We start from the raw sequence: 12,799 nt of genomic DNA, 5'->3' as shown, positions 1-12,799 counted from the left end.
ATACCGGCATGACGGTTCTCGGCACTCGCGCGCTCAACCGGGCCCTGCTCGCCCGCCAGCACCTGCTGAGCAGGACCGCCCTTCCGGCCCTCGACCTGATCGAGCACCTGGTGGGCATGCAGGCACAGGCGCCGTTTCCGCCGTACTATGGCCTGTGGACCCGGCTGCGTGGCTTCCAGCCGGACGAGCTGTCCCGGCTGCTGCTCGACCGCGAGGTCGTGCGGATCGTGCTGATGCGCGGCACCGTGCACCTGGTCAGCGCGGCCGATGCCGCCGCGCTGCGCCCGCTCACCCAGCCGATCCTCGACCGCGACCTGCGAGGCAACACGACGTTCACGCCCAAGCTCGCCGGGCTCGACCTCGGCGAGCTGGAACGTGAGACCCGCACGATCCTCTCCGGCGCACCGCACACCTCGGCCGAGCTGGGCAGAGCCCTCGCGCGGCGCTGGCCGGACCGCGAACCGGCCGCCCTCACCTACGCCGCACGCAACCGGCTGCCGCTGGTGCAGGTGCCGCCGCGCGCGGTGTGGGGCCGCAGCGGCCAGACCGCCTACGCCACCGTCGACGAGTGGCTCGGCAGGCCGGTCGACGAGCACCCCGACGCCGAACGGATGGTGCTGCGCTATCTCGCCGCGTTCGGTCCGGCGTCGGTGCGCGACGTGCAGGCGTGGTGCGGGCTGACGCGGCTCGGCGACGTGGTGGCGCGGCTGCGGCCCCGGCTGTGCGTGTTCCGCGGCGCGGACGGCCGGGAGCTCTTCGACCTGCCCGGCGCGCCAAGGCCCGACCCGGCCACCCCGGCCCCGCCCCGGTTCGTGCCCGAGTTCGACAACCTGCTGTTCTCCCACGCCGACCGCACGCGGGTCATCAGCGACGCCGACCGCAAGGGGATCAGCACCCGCAACGCCGTCGCGCCGGCCGTCCTGCTGGTCAACGGCTTCGTGCGGGCCACCTGGCGCATCGAACGCGGCAAGGAGTCTGCGGTGCTGGACGTGCGGCCGCTGCGCGCACTGTCGAAAAAGGACACGGCGGCCGTGCGGGCCGAGGGCAGGCGGCTGCTGCGCTTCGCGGGCGTCGAGGACGGCGAGGTGCGGGTCGGCTCAGCCGGCGCCTGAGGGGTCGCGCGGCGGGGTCTGCGCCTGCTTAGGGCGCGGCAGGCCGGTCACCGACGCCGCGCCGAGCGCGGCCGCGAACGTCGCCTCGGTGGGGCACTGCACGGCTCCGGCGGCGGTGTCGAGCAGCCCGGGGTTGCCTGCGGGCGCGCCGGGCGGCGGGGGCGGGGTCGGCTCACCCGTGGGCACCGTCTCGGCGAACGACACCGTGCCGGTGAGCGGGAGGTCACGCGACGAGCCGCCCACCGAGACGGCGTAGTCGCCCGCACTGCGCACCCAGCGGTGGGCCCCGGAGTCCCAGTGCGAGAAGTCGCGGGCGTTCAGGGTGAAGCTCACCCGCGCGCTGCGACCCGGATCGAGCGTGACCTTGTCGAACGCCGCGAGCTTGCGTGGCGGCTCCCCGTCGGCGGCCGGGTTTCCGAGGTAGAGCTGGGCCACCTCGGCTCCGCGGCGCTCGCCGGTGTTGGTCACCTCGGCGTGCACGGTGACCGAGCCGTCCGCGCCGACCGGCCCGATCGCCAGCCCGCCGTAGCGGAACGTGGTGTAGGACAGGCCGAAGCCGAACGGGAACAACGGGTCGGTGCCCTGTTGGTCGTACCAGCGGTACCCGATCGCCAGCCCCTCGTCGTGCCTGCCGCCGGGAAAGCGCGCCGGGTCGCTCGCGGGCACCTGGTCCAGGCTCGCGGGGAAGGTCACCGGCAGCCTGCCGGACGGGTTGACGTCGCCGAACAGCAGCGAGGCGATGGCGTTGCCGTACTCCTGCCCCGGATACCAGGCTGCGAGCACACCGGCGACCCTGCCGAGCCACGGCATCTCCACTCCGGCACCCGTGTTGAGCACCACCACGGTGTTCGGGTTGGCCTTCGCGACCTCCTCGATCATGGAGTTGTCCCGTGTGGACAGCCGGATCCCGGTGTGGTCCTTCGACTCGCTGTACCACTTGCCGACGAACACGATCGCCGCCTCCGCCTCGCGCGCGACCCTGGCCGCGTCGCCGCCGTCGTCGAAGGCCACGGTCCGGCCCGCCTGCTCCGCCCTGCGTGCGATGCCGTCATAGGGCGTCACGATCGCGGGGGCGATGACGTGCGGGCTGCCGCCGCCGGAGCCGATCACCTCGGAGCCGGCCGCCTTGCCGATCACCGCGATCGGCCCGGAGCCGGTCAGCGGCAGCACCTCGCGGTCGTTCCTGAGCAGCACGGTGCCCTGTTCGGCGACCTCGCGGGCGATCGCGACGTGCTCGGGGCCGGTCACGACGGCGTCGGGCGATCCGGTGGCGGGCCGGTCGAACAGGCCGTGCCGGAACATCGACCGCAGGATGCGGCCGACCATGTCCTCCAGGCGCGACTCGGCGACCCTGCCGGAACGCACCGCGTTGCCGAGCCGGGTGCCGAACTGGCAGCCGCCGGGCATCTGCATGTCCAGGCCCGCCCGTGCCGATGTCGGGCCGTCGTGGGTGGCGAACCAGTCGGAGGTGACGAAACCGTCGAAGCCGAGCTGTCCTTTCAGGACCTGCGACACGAGGTAGGTGTTGTTGCAGGCGTGCACGCCGTTGACGTGGTTGTACCCGCACATCACCGACGCCACCCCGGCGTCGACGGCATCGGCGAACGGAGCGAGGTAGAGCTCCTGCAGGGCTCGCTCGGACACGACGGCGTTGCCGGCCCTGGTGTTGCGAAAGGTCTCCTGCGTGTAGGCGGCGAGGTGCTTGGCCTGCGCCAGCACCCCGCGCTCCTGCACGGCGCGGATCTGCGCGGCGGCGAGGCTGCCGACCAGCCGCGGATCCTCACCGAGCGTCTCGAAGGCCCGTCCGGCACGGGGGTCGCGCAGCAGGTCCACGCTGGGTGTGAGCGCGACGTTGGCGCCCTTGCCGCTGACTTCCTCGGCGATCACGCCACCGTAGGCCGCGGCCAGGCCGGTGTCCCACGTGGCGCCGAGCGCGAGCGGCGCGGGCAGTTGCGTGACGCCGGTGTGCTCGTTGCCGACTCCGGCGGGCCCGTCGGACAGCCCGAGCTGCGGAATGCACAGGCGCGGGACGGCGGGCACGAGGCCCGCGTAGACCGGCCCGACGAACTCGAAGGGCCCCGCGGAGCCGTGCACCATGCCCAGCTTCTCGTCGAGGGTCATCCTCGACAGCACCTGGGCGAACCGCTCGTCGACGGGCGCGTCCGAGCCGACCCACGGGCAGTCCGGGGCGGACGGCTCGGGCTCGGCGCCCGAGGCGGGCATCGGGGCCGCCAGCACGCCCGCCAGTATCGCCGCACCGAACACGACCACGCCACGCCGCATGACCCCGCCTTCCATCACCAGAAGAACGCGAGTCAGTTTCACATATTTGGTGAGCGGCTACCAGCCTCGTGTGGAGAACCAGTAACGTTCCCACTTCTGGGAGCCCGCGGAGTACCCGGAGTAGTCACCCGTGCCGGAGCGGGCCTCCGAGCGCTGGCGGCTCAGCTGCTGCTCGTACAGGTCGATCATGGGTTCGATGAACTCCCGGACCTGGTGCCGGTAGTCGGGCACGGCACCACCGCGTGGCACGTCGACGCCGGTCTCGGGGACCACGTCGATCCGGGGCTGGGTCTCGGGCTCGGCCTGCGGCACGGGCTCCGCCTGCGGCTGCGGCGCGGACTCGGCGAGCACCGCCGTGTCCGGTTCCGGCTCCGGCTCGGGCGGCGCGGCAGGCGCGGGTGCCGGCTTCGGCGCGGGCTTCCTCGGCTTCACCGGCGGCGGGTGCTGGTCCTGGTGTGAGTCGGCCTGCCCTGCGCCGGCCCGCGGCGCGGCGACCACGGCGGGTTCCCGCGCGGCGCCGCCTCCGACCGGCCCGCTGGGCCACTGCCCATCGAACACGGTCGTGGCCGCCACCACGAACATCAGCACCGCGGCGGCCATGCTCGCGACACCCGAGCGGTTGAGGCCGGCGCGCCGCAGCGCGCCGGTGGCGAGGTCCTCGACGAGGGCGTCGTGCCGCCCCGCCTGGCTCGCGGCGATGATGCCCGTGCGGTCGACCAACTCAGCGTCGTGCGGCGTGTGCCGCAGCACCGTTGGCGCCATCAGGTCCCTCCATCGACGTTGTCCCCCAGAGCCCGCCGGCACGGACACAGCCACAGGCCCGATCGCTGTCTACTCCCCGGCCACACCGCTGTCACTAGTCCACCCCGAGCCGAGCGACAGAACGACTCGATCGAGTGAACGACTTCCGGGTAACTCTGTGGCGCGCCGAGAATCCGCGAAGACGCGTCCACACGGGCCACTCGGCCGGGCTAGTTCCCGCAGGGAGCACCCACCGTGGCTCTACTCGGAGTTGATCGCGAACTTCTCACCCGAATGGCGCATCACAACGCGGCCGGATGGACGTCTTTCCAGTAGGACGGTCGCCCGCAGCACACGGGCGACCCGGACAGACGGGAGGGTGCCGTGCGCAACGACGCCGTACACCAGAGCCAGTTCGTGTACCTCAACGGCTGCAGCACACCGGTGCTGTCCCGCCTCGCCTACACCACGGCGGAGCCCTTCACCGTCGCGCTGGCCTTCCGCATCGAGCCCGGCGAGTGGGTCGAGTGGGAGTTCGCCCGCGACCTGCTCATCACCGGCCTCACCGAGCCCGCGGGCATCGGGGACGTCCGCGTGCGGCCCGACCTGTCCCTCGACGAGGGCATCCTGGTGCTCGAGCTGGAGTCGCCGGACGGCTACGCGGTGGTGGAACTGGGCCGGGACGACGTGGCCCGCTTCGTGCAGGCGACGACGGAGTTCGTCGCCCCCGGTGCGGAGAGCGAGCACCTGGACCTCGACTCCCTCATCGCCGACCTGACCGCTGCCCGGCCCTGACCGGGCCTCGCCGCTCCGGGACGCCGGAAGCCATTCCCGGACCCGTTGGGAGGTAAGGGAATTCCTGCCCGACGTGGTGCGAACCTCACCGGCCGCATTGTCTAGATTGGGGTTCCCCGTCCCGGAGCGAGCGATGGTCCCCGAGCACCCGAACGACGACACGGCCGAACTGGAGCCGGTGTTCGCCGACCCCACCGGACGAAGACGCAGGGTCCTGCGGCATGTCGCGGTCGCGGGCGTCGCGCTGGTCACCCTGTACGTGGCGGTACTGGTCGCCACCCTGCTCGGCGCGCGGATCGCACCGGCCGCGTTGCTGCCACTGCCCGGCTCCCCCACCCACGAGCGGTCTGTTCCCCCGGCGCCGTCCTCCGAAAGCACGGCGCCCACGCCCCCGCCCACACCGCGCCGCTCCGCCGTCGAACCACTGCCTCCCCGCACCCCGCCGGCCGCACCGGCCGCGCACCGCGCTCCCCCCACCACCGCGTCACCGACCGCGGACCCCGGTGACCTCACCCAGGGCCCGCAGGAACCGCCCGAGCCCGGCGACGAGCCGGAACCCGAGTCCGGCGAGCCACCGGGCCGGAACAAGCCGGGCGACCACGGCAGGCCGGACAAACCCGGCCGCGGGCCAGGAGCCGGCGACTAGGTGCCCCACCACGCCCGGACCCCGGTACCGCGAACGCACTGGCTGCTCCTGTCGAGTGGGCTCGCCATGGCCCTGCTGTTGCTCGGCCTCCACGCACTCGCGCACCACGTGCCGCCCGCGCCAGCACCGGCGTCACGCGGCGGCGTCGGCGACGTGCCCGCCGCCGTGCGCGGGGGCGGTTCGGTGATCGACGCCCGCGCCGATCCCGCCGTGGCGTTGCGGCCGCCGGACGGCACACTCGCACTGACCTTCGAGGACGGCCCCGATCCCGTGTGGACACCTCGGATCCTCGACGTGCTCGAGGCGCACGAGGTGCGGGCCACGTTCTTCGTCACCGGCGCCCGCGCCGCCCGCCATCCGGGGCTGGTGCGGGAGATCGCCGCACGCGGGCACGAGATCGGCGGGCACACCGCGACCCACGGCGACCTGCGGGAGGCCGGCGAACTGCGCACCTCGTTGGAGCTGCGCGGCACGGACGCCGCGCTGGGTGGCGCCGCCGGGCTGGCCACGACGCTGGTGCGCCCGCCCTACCCGGCTGTTCCGGAGCTGATGGACGACGCCGCGTGGCGGGCGGCCGAGCGGATCGGCGCGGAAGGCAAGCTCATCGTGCTGTCCAACCTGGACTCCGGGGACCGGGGACAGCCGGGGGTCGAGCGGATCGTGGCGGCGTCGACACCGCGCGGCAGCGAGGGCGTGGTGCTGCGGATGCACGACGGCGGGGGTGAACGGGCGCAGACCGTGGCGGCGTTGGACCGGCTCCTGCCGTGGCTGCGGGCCGGGGGCTGGACGGTCACCACGGTCGGCTCGGCCATGGGGCTGCCGGGCGAACGGGCGGAGGCTCCCGCACACCTCGTCGTGGGTGGGTGGCTGCTCGTGGGCGCGGTGCAGGTCGCGGGGATCTTCGCGGCGTTGCTCGACGTGGTGCTCGTGCTGGTCTGCGCGCTGGCCGGGCTGCGCCTGGTGCTGGCTGCCGTGGCGTGCCGGCCGCGGCGCACGCGGGCCAGGGCACGCGCGCCGCGGTTCGCCGAGCCGGTGACCGTCATCGTGCCCGCGCGCAACGAGCGCGAGCGGATCGCGGAGACCGTGCGTTCGGCGCTGGCCGCACGGCATCCGGTGCGGGTGCTGGTGGTGGACGACGGCTCCACCGACGGCACGGCCGACGTCGTGGAGGCGCTCGGCCTGCCTCGCGTGCGGGCGATCCGGCAGGCCTGGGCCGGAAGGGCGGCGGCCCTCAACACCGGCCTCGCCGCGGCGGGCACCGACGTCGTGCTGTTGCTCGATGCGGGAACCGTGCTCGACCCGGACGCGGTGCCCAGGCTGGTGCGGTACTTCGCGGTGCCGGGCGTCGGGGCGGTGTCCGGCGCCGCGCATCCCACCGGGCCCGGCGGGATGCTCGGTGGCTGGCAGCACCTCGAGTACGTCGCGGGGTTCGGCCTCGACCGCCGGATGTCCGGTCTGCTCGGTTGCGTGCCGCCGGCGCCGGGTGGGGCGAGCGCGTTCCGCCGCGCGGCGGTGCAGCGCCTCGGCGGAGTGCCAGCCGGCACGCTCACCGAGGACGCCGACCTGATGATGACGCTCCAACGGGCCGGGTGGCGTGTGGTCCACGAGCCGAGGGCGGCCGCGTCGACCGCGGTGCCCGGCACGCTCGGCGCGCTGTGGCGGCAGCGCCACCGCTGGTGCCACGGCACGCTGCAGACGGTGTGGAAGCACCGCAGGGCGCTGTTCGGCTCCGGCAGCGCGGGCAGGCTCGGCAGGCGCGGCCTGCCGTACCTGCTGGCGACGCGGGTGGTGCAGCCGGTGCTGGCGCCGCTGGCGGACCTGGCGGCGGTGTTCGGGCTGCTCACCGGCGACGGGGTGGCCCCGCTGCTCTGGCTCGGCGTGCTCGCGGCGAGGGCCGCCACGGCCGCGCTCGCCTTCCGGATGGCCGGCGAGCGCGCCCGGCCGCTGGCGCTGGTGCCGCTGGAACACCTGCTCTACCGGCCGCTGCTGTCGCTGGTCGTCGTGCAGTCGCTGGTGACGGCTCTCGCGGGTGTGCGGCTGCCCCGCCACCGCATGCGCCGCTCGAGGGCGCCGGTGGCGCGCCACCCCTAGCGGCAGGCTCCCTTGGCCAGCAGCACGCGCCGCAGGGACTCCTCGACCCGCTGTGCGGGCAACTCGCCGGCGGCCACGGCCTGCTCCAGGCGGTCGAGCACGGGGCCGACATCGCCGCCGGAGGACCACAGCGCCTGGTCGGCGCCGGCCTGGAGCGCCCGCAGCACCGCGTCCGGCAGGGGGTAGCGGTCGGTGATCGCACGCATGGCGCCCACGTCGTCGGTGACGACCGGGCCGGTGAAGCCGTAGTCGGTGCGCAGCAGCTCGTACGCGCGGGGGGACAGTGACGCGGGTTGGTCGCCGGTGAGCCCCGGCACGGTCAGGTGGCCGACCATCACGCTCACGTCGCCGTACTCGCCGATCCGCTCGTAGGGCCGCAGGTCGGTCTTGCGCAGCTCGGCCAGCGGCGGCGTCGTGACCAGGCCGGTGTGCGAGTCGCCGCTGGCATGGCCGTGGCCGGGAAAGTGCTTGAGCACGGGCCGGACACCGGCGTCGGCGAGCCCCGTGGCGAAGGCCAGCGCGTAGCGGCGGGCGACGGCGGGGTCGGCGCTGAACGACCGGTCGCCGATGGCGGCGTCGGCGGCCTCGCCGGTGACGTCCACGGTCGGGGCGTAGTTCACCGTCACGCCGCGCGCGAGCAGGGCGCGGCCCCGCTGCTCGGCGAGGGCGCGCACCTCCTCCGGCGTCATGGTGCCGGCCATCTCGCGGGCGCTGGGCAGCTCGCCGTCCAGTTCGTCGACGCGCTGAACCCGGCCGCCCTCGTCGTCGACGGCGATCGAGACGGGCACGCGGGCGGCCTGCTGGAGGCGGTCGAGCGCGTTGCCGGTGAGCAGGTCGGTGGCGTTGCCGCCGATGAAGATGCCACCCACCTGCTCCTGGCGCACCAGCGCGGTCGCCGCGGCTGGATCGCTCGGCTCGACGCCGACCACGAGCAGCTGCGCGACCCGCTCGCGGGGGCTCAGCTCCGCGATCACCGGGGCGCAGTCGGGCGCGCTGTCGGCGGACCCGGTGGTGGGCGGAGCCTCGCTCGAGGAGGCCGCGGTCGACGTGGTCGGCGGCGGCTTGGACGCCGCGGTGCCGGGTACCGTCGCGCTTCCGCGTTCGCTCGCGGAGCCGCAGGCGGCCAGCAGGAAGACCAGGACGATGGGCAACAGCAAACGGTTCATCGTCAGCCAACGGTACGGGGGGCGTCTCCACCCGCCGGGAGGTGCCGGGTCAGACGGTGTGGCGGCACGATGGACCCGGCGTCGTCGTCCTCGACCGTCGTGGCGAGCCCGGGGCCGTGCTGGCCTGGCCCTGGCGCCCACGGCGCGGGCGGTCCGGACCTGGCCGCCCACACCAGGACGCCGACGGCCACCAGCAGAGCGACGGCGATGCTCAGGGCCAGGGAAAGCCTGCGCGACCGCCCCGCAGGCGGACCCTGCAGTGCCGTGTGGTCGAGCACCTGCGTCCGCAGCCCGGGTGGCGCAGGCACGAACTCCACCGGCCCGGCGGCGTCACCGGGCATCGCCCTGCCCTGCCGGGCCAGCACGTCGCGAGCGGCCGCGGCGAGCCATGGCCAGAGCTGGTCGGGATCGCGCAGCCGCCCGAGCCTGTGCACGGCGAGGACCAGCGCGTCGTGGCAGGCCTCGGTCGCGGCGCGCCGGTCGCCCAGTGCCGCCCAGCACAGGTCGTGCAGCGGGTCGGCATAGCGGTCGTAGACGGCCGCGAGCGCGTCGCGGTCGCCTGCCAGCACGCCGAGGACCAGGTCGGCGTCGGTGGGCGGGCTCATGAGTGCCCTTCCGTCGAAGGGTGTGCGGCTCTCCCCACCCGGTGTGTCGCCGCGAGGCCCGCCGCCGCTACTTCCGGCGCACCCGGCCGTATCTTCGCCGCTCCTGCTCCGAGCCGTCCATGCGCCGGACCAGGAGCATCGACGGTGGGTCCGCCCTGGCGAACCTGGCGCCGTCGCTGACGGCGTCCCGCTTGCGGATGTGCCGCACGAGCACCTTGCCCGCGTGCCTGACCAGCCACGTCATCGAGTCCGGCGAGAACCGGAACTCCACGGTGTAGCGCTTGCGTGCCATGGGTGCCCCCCTTGCACTCGCGTTGTAGTACTGCAATAACATAGCAGTGTTGCGACGAATGGCAGAGTTGACACACCCCTGTGATAGTGAAAAGGAGCGACTCACGGGAGGCGGGACCATGGACGGCCGGATGGACGCGCGGCGGCTCTACGACGCGCTCGACGCGCAGCGGAGGGCGCGCGGCATGTCGTGGCGGCAGCTTGCGGACGAGTCCGGGGTGAGCCCGTCGCTGCTGAGCAGGATGGGCAACGGGCACCGGCCCGATCTCGACGGGTTCATCGCGCTGGTGCAGTGGCTCGGCGCACCCGCCGAGGACTTCATGGTGTGGCCGTCCGAAGGGCCGCGCGAGCGGGAAGGGCCCGCGCTGGAGACGCAGCTGGCGATGCTGCTGCGGGCGAGGGAGGAGCTCTCCGAGGCCGACAAGCAGTATCTGCTGGACATCCTCGGAGCCACGATGAGACGGATCAAGGCCGACCGGCGGGAGAACTGACGTGGCCCTGCGGCGAGGATTCAAGGCCGAGGCGAAGCGCCTCGCGCTTCAGGTACGCGAGGAGCTGGGCGTCGCCGTGTTCGCCCCGCTGGATCCGTACGCCCTCGCCGAGCTGTACGGCATCGAGGTGTGCGACCTGAGCCATCCCACGCTGCCTGCCGACGCCGTGCGGCACTTCACCGGCCCCGCGGCCGCGGCGTTCTCCGGCGCGCTGCTCGCGGTGGGCACCGGGCGGGTCATCGTCGAGAACCACGTGCACGAGCCCACCCGGCGCCGCTCGACGATCGCGCACGAGATGGCCCATGTGCTGCTGGAGCACGACGTCGACCTGCTGCTCACCGCAGAGGATCTGTGCCAGTCGTCCGCGTCGGCCGTCGAGCAGGAGGCCAACGAGCTCGCGGGTGAGCTGCTGGTGCCGAGGGACGCGGCGACGGTGGCGGCGTTCCGGGGCTGGACCGACGCGTCGGTGGCCAGGTACTTCCGGGTCAGCGAGAGCATGGCGCGCTGGCGGATGAACGCCACGGCCGCGCGGCGTGTCGCCTGCCGGTCGCGGAACAAGTGGCTGCGGCCTGCCGTCAACGCGGGCACCGCGTGAGCGGCACCGTGCGGAGCGACCAGCGGACGGTCCACACCGGACCTCGGCGGTCAGCTCGCCGCCCGCCGCGCGGCGGGCACGCCAGGCTTCACGTGCGGGCGTTTCGTGACCTGACCGCATGCGAGTGGGTGTTCAGCGGGCTCCGGCCCACCGAACACCCACGGCCCCAGTCAGCTCAGCCCCACTGGCCGGGCACGTAGTCACCGGCCGGGGTACGGGCGATGACGTTGACCCGGTTCCAGGCGTTGATCGTCGCCACGACAGCGATCAGCGCGGCGATCTGGTCGTCGTCGTAGTGCTTGCGCACCTGCTCCCAGGTCTCGTCGCTCACGCCCTCGTGCGCGTCGGCGAGGCGGGTTCCTTCCTCGGCCAGCGCCAGGGCTGCACGCTCGGCCTCGGTGAACACCGTCGCCTCGCGCCAGGTGGCGATCAGGTGCAGCCGCTGGTGGGTCTCCCCGGCGTGCGCGGCGTCCTTGGTGTGCATGTCGGTGCAGTACGCGCAGCCGTTGATCTGACTGGCCCGGATCTTCACCAGTTCCTGAGTCGCTCTGGGCAGCGACGACTCCTCGAACACGTGGCCAAGGGCGATCAGCCGCTTGACGAACTTGCCGGCGATCTCGTTGCCGAACAGCGAAACACGCGGTTCCATCGGTCTCGTCCCTTCACTCGGTTCCGACGTCCACAGGTAGGACACGGTGGCTCGCCGAAATGTGACCAACCCCAGGTCAGAGCCGGTTTCGCCGTGTTCTGCGGGAACCACGACACAAGGTGTCAGGGTTTCGATCGATGCTGATGTCACCGGTCCGCACGACGGCGAACGCGGACGAGCCACCGAAGAGACAAGGACAACCATTGCGCGAAACACCCGAGGAACTCGCAGAGTTGCAGGCCCTGCTCGACTCCTCCCTGTCCCGCTCGACGTCGCACCTCCGCTCGATCGTCACCGAGCGCACCCTCACCGCGAAGCAGCTCACGCAGGTGCTCACCGGCATGTGCACCCTCGCGCTGTCCACCGTCACGGCGAAGGGTGAGCCGCGGATCAGCGCTGTGGACGGGCATTTCCTGCACGGCCGGTGGGTCTTCGGCACCGCGCGCAACGCCGCCAAGGCCCGTCACCTCGCGGCCCGCCCGGCGGCCAGCGCCGCGCACCTGCGCGGGGAGGACCTCGGTGTGTTCACCCATGGCACGGTGGAGATCCTCACCCAGGCGAACGGACAGCACGCCGCGGACTGGCCGGACCTGCTCGCGTACTTCAAGGAGTTCTACGGCGACGACGCCTTCGACTGGGACGAAGAGGTGGTCTACTACCGGCTGCACCCGCACTGGATGACCGTCTACGCGCCGGACTTCGGCACGCTGGCCGCCGGCTGACGTCGCCGGGGCGTCACCGGCGTCAGCGTGGGCCGCCGCCGAGACTGATCTCGTTGCCGTCCGAGTCCCGGTAGGTCACCTTGGTGACTCCGCCTTCATAGTTCTCGCGCTTGACGGGTTCGATGCCCCGCCGGGCGATCTCGGCGACCCGGTCGTCGAGATCGTCGACGAACGAGAGCACCAAGGCATGCCCCGCCCGTTCCGGATCCTGCACGATGTAGATGTAGCGGTCGGCGGCCACCTCCCACACCGCCTCGATGTCGTTCGGAAGGAACGACGGTTGCCGCCCGAAGAACCGCTCGTACCACGGCAACGACCGGGTGTAGTCGATGACGGGGATGCCCGCGAAGAGGCCCGAGGCCATGTCGCCCTCCATGCGTCGTCGATGTGTCGTCAGTACTGACGATCGGCAGCGCCGAAACTGATCGGTCGAACGACGAGCATGGCGGCCGGATGACAGACCAGGGCGGGCCCGCACGACGTGTTCGGAGGCCACGCTGAGCGGTTTCGCCCTGGTCACAGACGCGGAAGCGGAGGGATTTGAACCCCCGGTCCCTTGCGGGACGCTCGCTTTCAAGGCGAGTGCATTCGGCCGCTCTGCCACGCTTCCCT

At 73.0% G+C, this 12,799-nt stretch carries 14 protein-coding genes and 1 tRNA gene; 7 read left to right on the top strand and 8 right to left on the bottom strand.

Features of this window, described 5'->3' with window-relative positions; all coding sequences use genetic code 11:
- The first annotated feature begins 8 nt into the window (after nucleotides 1–8).
- Nucleotides 9–1,112, top strand: a complete 1,104-nt coding sequence (locus BAY60_RS06850; protein ID WP_112279924.1) for a winged helix DNA-binding domain-containing protein — start codon at nucleotides 9–11, stop codon at nucleotides 1,110–1,112.
- On the opposite strand, the gene BAY60_RS06845 is transcribed toward BAY60_RS06850, so the two are convergent.
- Nucleotides 1,098–3,395: a beta-glucosidase family protein gene (locus BAY60_RS06845; protein ID WP_245992356.1), complete on the bottom strand. Its 2,298-nt coding sequence runs from the start codon at nucleotides 3,393–3,395 to the stop codon at nucleotides 1,098–1,100. The two genes, BAY60_RS06850 and BAY60_RS06845, sit on opposite strands and share 15 nt — an antisense overlap.
- 57 nt (nucleotides 3,396–3,452) lie before the next feature.
- Nucleotides 3,453–4,157, bottom strand: a complete 705-nt coding sequence (locus BAY60_RS06840; protein ID WP_112279923.1) for a hypothetical protein — start codon at nucleotides 4,155–4,157, stop codon at nucleotides 3,453–3,455.
- Nucleotides 4,158–4,520: 363 nt separating this feature from the next.
- Between BAY60_RS06840 and BAY60_RS06835 the strand changes: the two genes are divergently transcribed.
- The 3 genes from BAY60_RS06835 to BAY60_RS06825 all read left to right on the top strand — a co-directional run bounded on the left by BAY60_RS06835 (nucleotide 4,521) and on the right by BAY60_RS06825 (nucleotide 7,668).
- Nucleotides 4,521–4,931, top strand: a complete 411-nt coding sequence (locus BAY60_RS06835) for an SsgA family sporulation/cell division regulator (RefSeq protein ID WP_112279922.1) — start codon at nucleotides 4,521–4,523, stop codon at nucleotides 4,929–4,931.
- Nucleotides 4,932–5,064: 133 nt separating this feature from the next.
- Nucleotides 5,065–5,577 (top strand): hypothetical protein, encoded by a 513-nt coding sequence (locus tag BAY60_RS06830; RefSeq protein WP_112279921.1) that lies wholly within the window; start codon nucleotides 5,065–5,067, stop codon nucleotides 5,575–5,577.
- Nucleotides 5,578–7,668: a bifunctional polysaccharide deacetylase/glycosyltransferase family 2 protein gene (locus tag BAY60_RS06825; protein WP_245992355.1), complete on the top strand. Its 2,091-nt coding sequence runs from the start codon at nucleotides 5,578–5,580 to the stop codon at nucleotides 7,666–7,668.
- Here the strand turns inward: BAY60_RS06825 and BAY60_RS06820 are convergent.
- The 3 genes from BAY60_RS06820 to BAY60_RS06810 form a co-directional block, all read right to left on the bottom strand.
- A complete protein-coding gene (locus BAY60_RS06820) occupies nucleotides 7,665–8,834 on the bottom strand; it encodes a glycoside hydrolase family 3 N-terminal domain-containing protein (RefSeq protein WP_112279920.1) in 1,170 nt (389 codons plus the stop codon). The two genes, BAY60_RS06825 and BAY60_RS06820, sit on opposite strands and share 4 nt — an antisense overlap.
- A gap of 2 nt (nucleotides 8,835–8,836) precedes the next feature.
- Nucleotides 8,837–9,439, bottom strand: coding sequence for an RNA polymerase sigma factor (locus BAY60_RS06815; protein ID WP_112279919.1), 603 nt, complete (start codon nucleotides 9,437–9,439; stop codon nucleotides 8,837–8,839).
- A 67-nt stretch (nucleotides 9,440–9,506) separates the two neighbouring features.
- Complete coding sequence (locus BAY60_RS06810) at nucleotides 9,507–9,731, bottom strand: DUF2188 domain-containing protein (RefSeq protein ID WP_112279918.1); 225 nt, start codon at nucleotides 9,729–9,731, stop codon at nucleotides 9,507–9,509.
- Between the two features lie 118 nt (nucleotides 9,732–9,849).
- Between BAY60_RS06810 and BAY60_RS06805 the strand changes: the two genes are divergently transcribed.
- Both BAY60_RS06805 and BAY60_RS06800 read left to right on the top strand, forming a co-directional pair.
- On the top strand, nucleotides 9,850–10,221 hold the full coding sequence (locus tag BAY60_RS06805) for a helix-turn-helix domain-containing protein (RefSeq protein ID WP_112279917.1): 372 nt from the start codon (nucleotides 9,850–9,852) through the stop codon (nucleotides 10,219–10,221).
- A 1-nt stretch (nucleotide 10,222) separates the two neighbouring features.
- A complete protein-coding gene (locus tag BAY60_RS06800; protein WP_112279916.1) occupies nucleotides 10,223–10,816 on the top strand; it encodes an ImmA/IrrE family metallo-endopeptidase in 594 nt (197 codons plus the stop codon).
- A gap of 175 nt (nucleotides 10,817–10,991) precedes the next feature.
- Here BAY60_RS06800 and BAY60_RS06795 read toward each other — a convergent pair whose 3' ends face one another.
- Nucleotides 10,992–11,465, bottom strand: a complete 474-nt coding sequence (locus BAY60_RS06795) for a carboxymuconolactone decarboxylase family protein (protein WP_112279915.1) — start codon at nucleotides 11,463–11,465, stop codon at nucleotides 10,992–10,994.
- 203 nt (nucleotides 11,466–11,668) lie between these two features.
- Between BAY60_RS06795 and BAY60_RS06790 the strand changes: the two genes are divergently transcribed.
- On the top strand, nucleotides 11,669–12,187 hold the full coding sequence (locus BAY60_RS06790) for a pyridoxamine 5'-phosphate oxidase family protein (protein ID WP_112279914.1): 519 nt from the start codon (nucleotides 11,669–11,671) through the stop codon (nucleotides 12,185–12,187).
- Between the two features lie 22 nt (nucleotides 12,188–12,209).
- Here the strand turns inward: BAY60_RS06790 and BAY60_RS06785 are convergent, their stop codons facing one another.
- Both BAY60_RS06785 and BAY60_RS06780 read right to left on the bottom strand, forming a co-directional pair.
- Nucleotides 12,210–12,551 carry a VOC family protein gene (locus BAY60_RS06785; RefSeq protein ID WP_112280767.1) on the bottom strand — a complete coding sequence of 114 codons (342 nt, stop codon included), beginning with the start codon at nucleotides 12,549–12,551 and terminating at the stop codon, nucleotides 12,210–12,212.
- A 161-nt stretch (nucleotides 12,552–12,712) separates the two neighbouring features.
- Nucleotides 12,713–12,797 (bottom strand) — tRNA-Ser (locus BAY60_RS06780).
- Nucleotides 12,798–12,799 lie beyond the last annotated feature (2 nt).

The sequence above is a fragment of the Prauserella muralis genome (assembly GCF_003202285.1).
Lineage (GTDB): Bacteria > Actinomycetota > Actinomycetes > Mycobacteriales > Pseudonocardiaceae > Prauserella_B > Prauserella_B muralis.
This window is presented reverse-complemented; position numbering and strand designations above follow the sequence as displayed.

What these genes read in the sequence shown, in the direction of transcription:
- BAY60_RS06820 (WP_112279920.1), bottom strand. Translation starts at nt 8,834, where the DNA reads ATGAACCGTTTGCTGTTGCCCATCGTCCTGGTCTTCCTGCTGGCCGCC.
- BAY60_RS06830 (WP_112279921.1), top strand. Translation starts at nt 5,065, where the DNA reads ATGGTCCCCGAGCACCCGAACGACGACACGGCCGAACTGGAGCCGGTG.
- BAY60_RS06850 (WP_112279924.1), top strand. Translation starts at nt 9, where the DNA reads ATGACGGTTCTCGGCACTCGCGCGCTCAACCGGGCCCTGCTCGCCCGC.
- BAY60_RS06805 (WP_112279917.1), top strand. Translation starts at nt 9,850, where the DNA reads ATGGACGGCCGGATGGACGCGCGGCGGCTCTACGACGCGCTCGACGCG.
- BAY60_RS06840 (WP_112279923.1), bottom strand. Translation starts at nt 4,157, where the DNA reads ATGGCGCCAACGGTGCTGCGGCACACGCCGCACGACGCTGAGTTGGTC.
- BAY60_RS06795 (WP_112279915.1), bottom strand. Translation starts at nt 11,465, where the DNA reads ATGGAACCGCGTGTTTCGCTGTTCGGCAACGAGATCGCCGGCAAGTTC.
- BAY60_RS06785 (WP_112280767.1), bottom strand. Translation starts at nt 12,551, where the DNA reads ATGGCCTCGGGCCTCTTCGCGGGCATCCCCGTCATCGACTACACCCGG.
- BAY60_RS06845 (WP_245992356.1), bottom strand. Translation starts at nt 3,395, where the DNA reads ATGCGGCGTGGCGTGGTCGTGTTCGGTGCGGCGATACTGGCGGGCGTG.
- BAY60_RS06810 (WP_112279918.1), bottom strand. Translation starts at nt 9,731, where the DNA reads ATGGCACGCAAGCGCTACACCGTGGAGTTCCGGTTCTCGCCGGACTCG.
- BAY60_RS06815 (WP_112279919.1), bottom strand. Translation starts at nt 9,439, where the DNA reads ATGAGCCCGCCCACCGACGCCGACCTGGTCCTCGGCGTGCTGGCAGGC.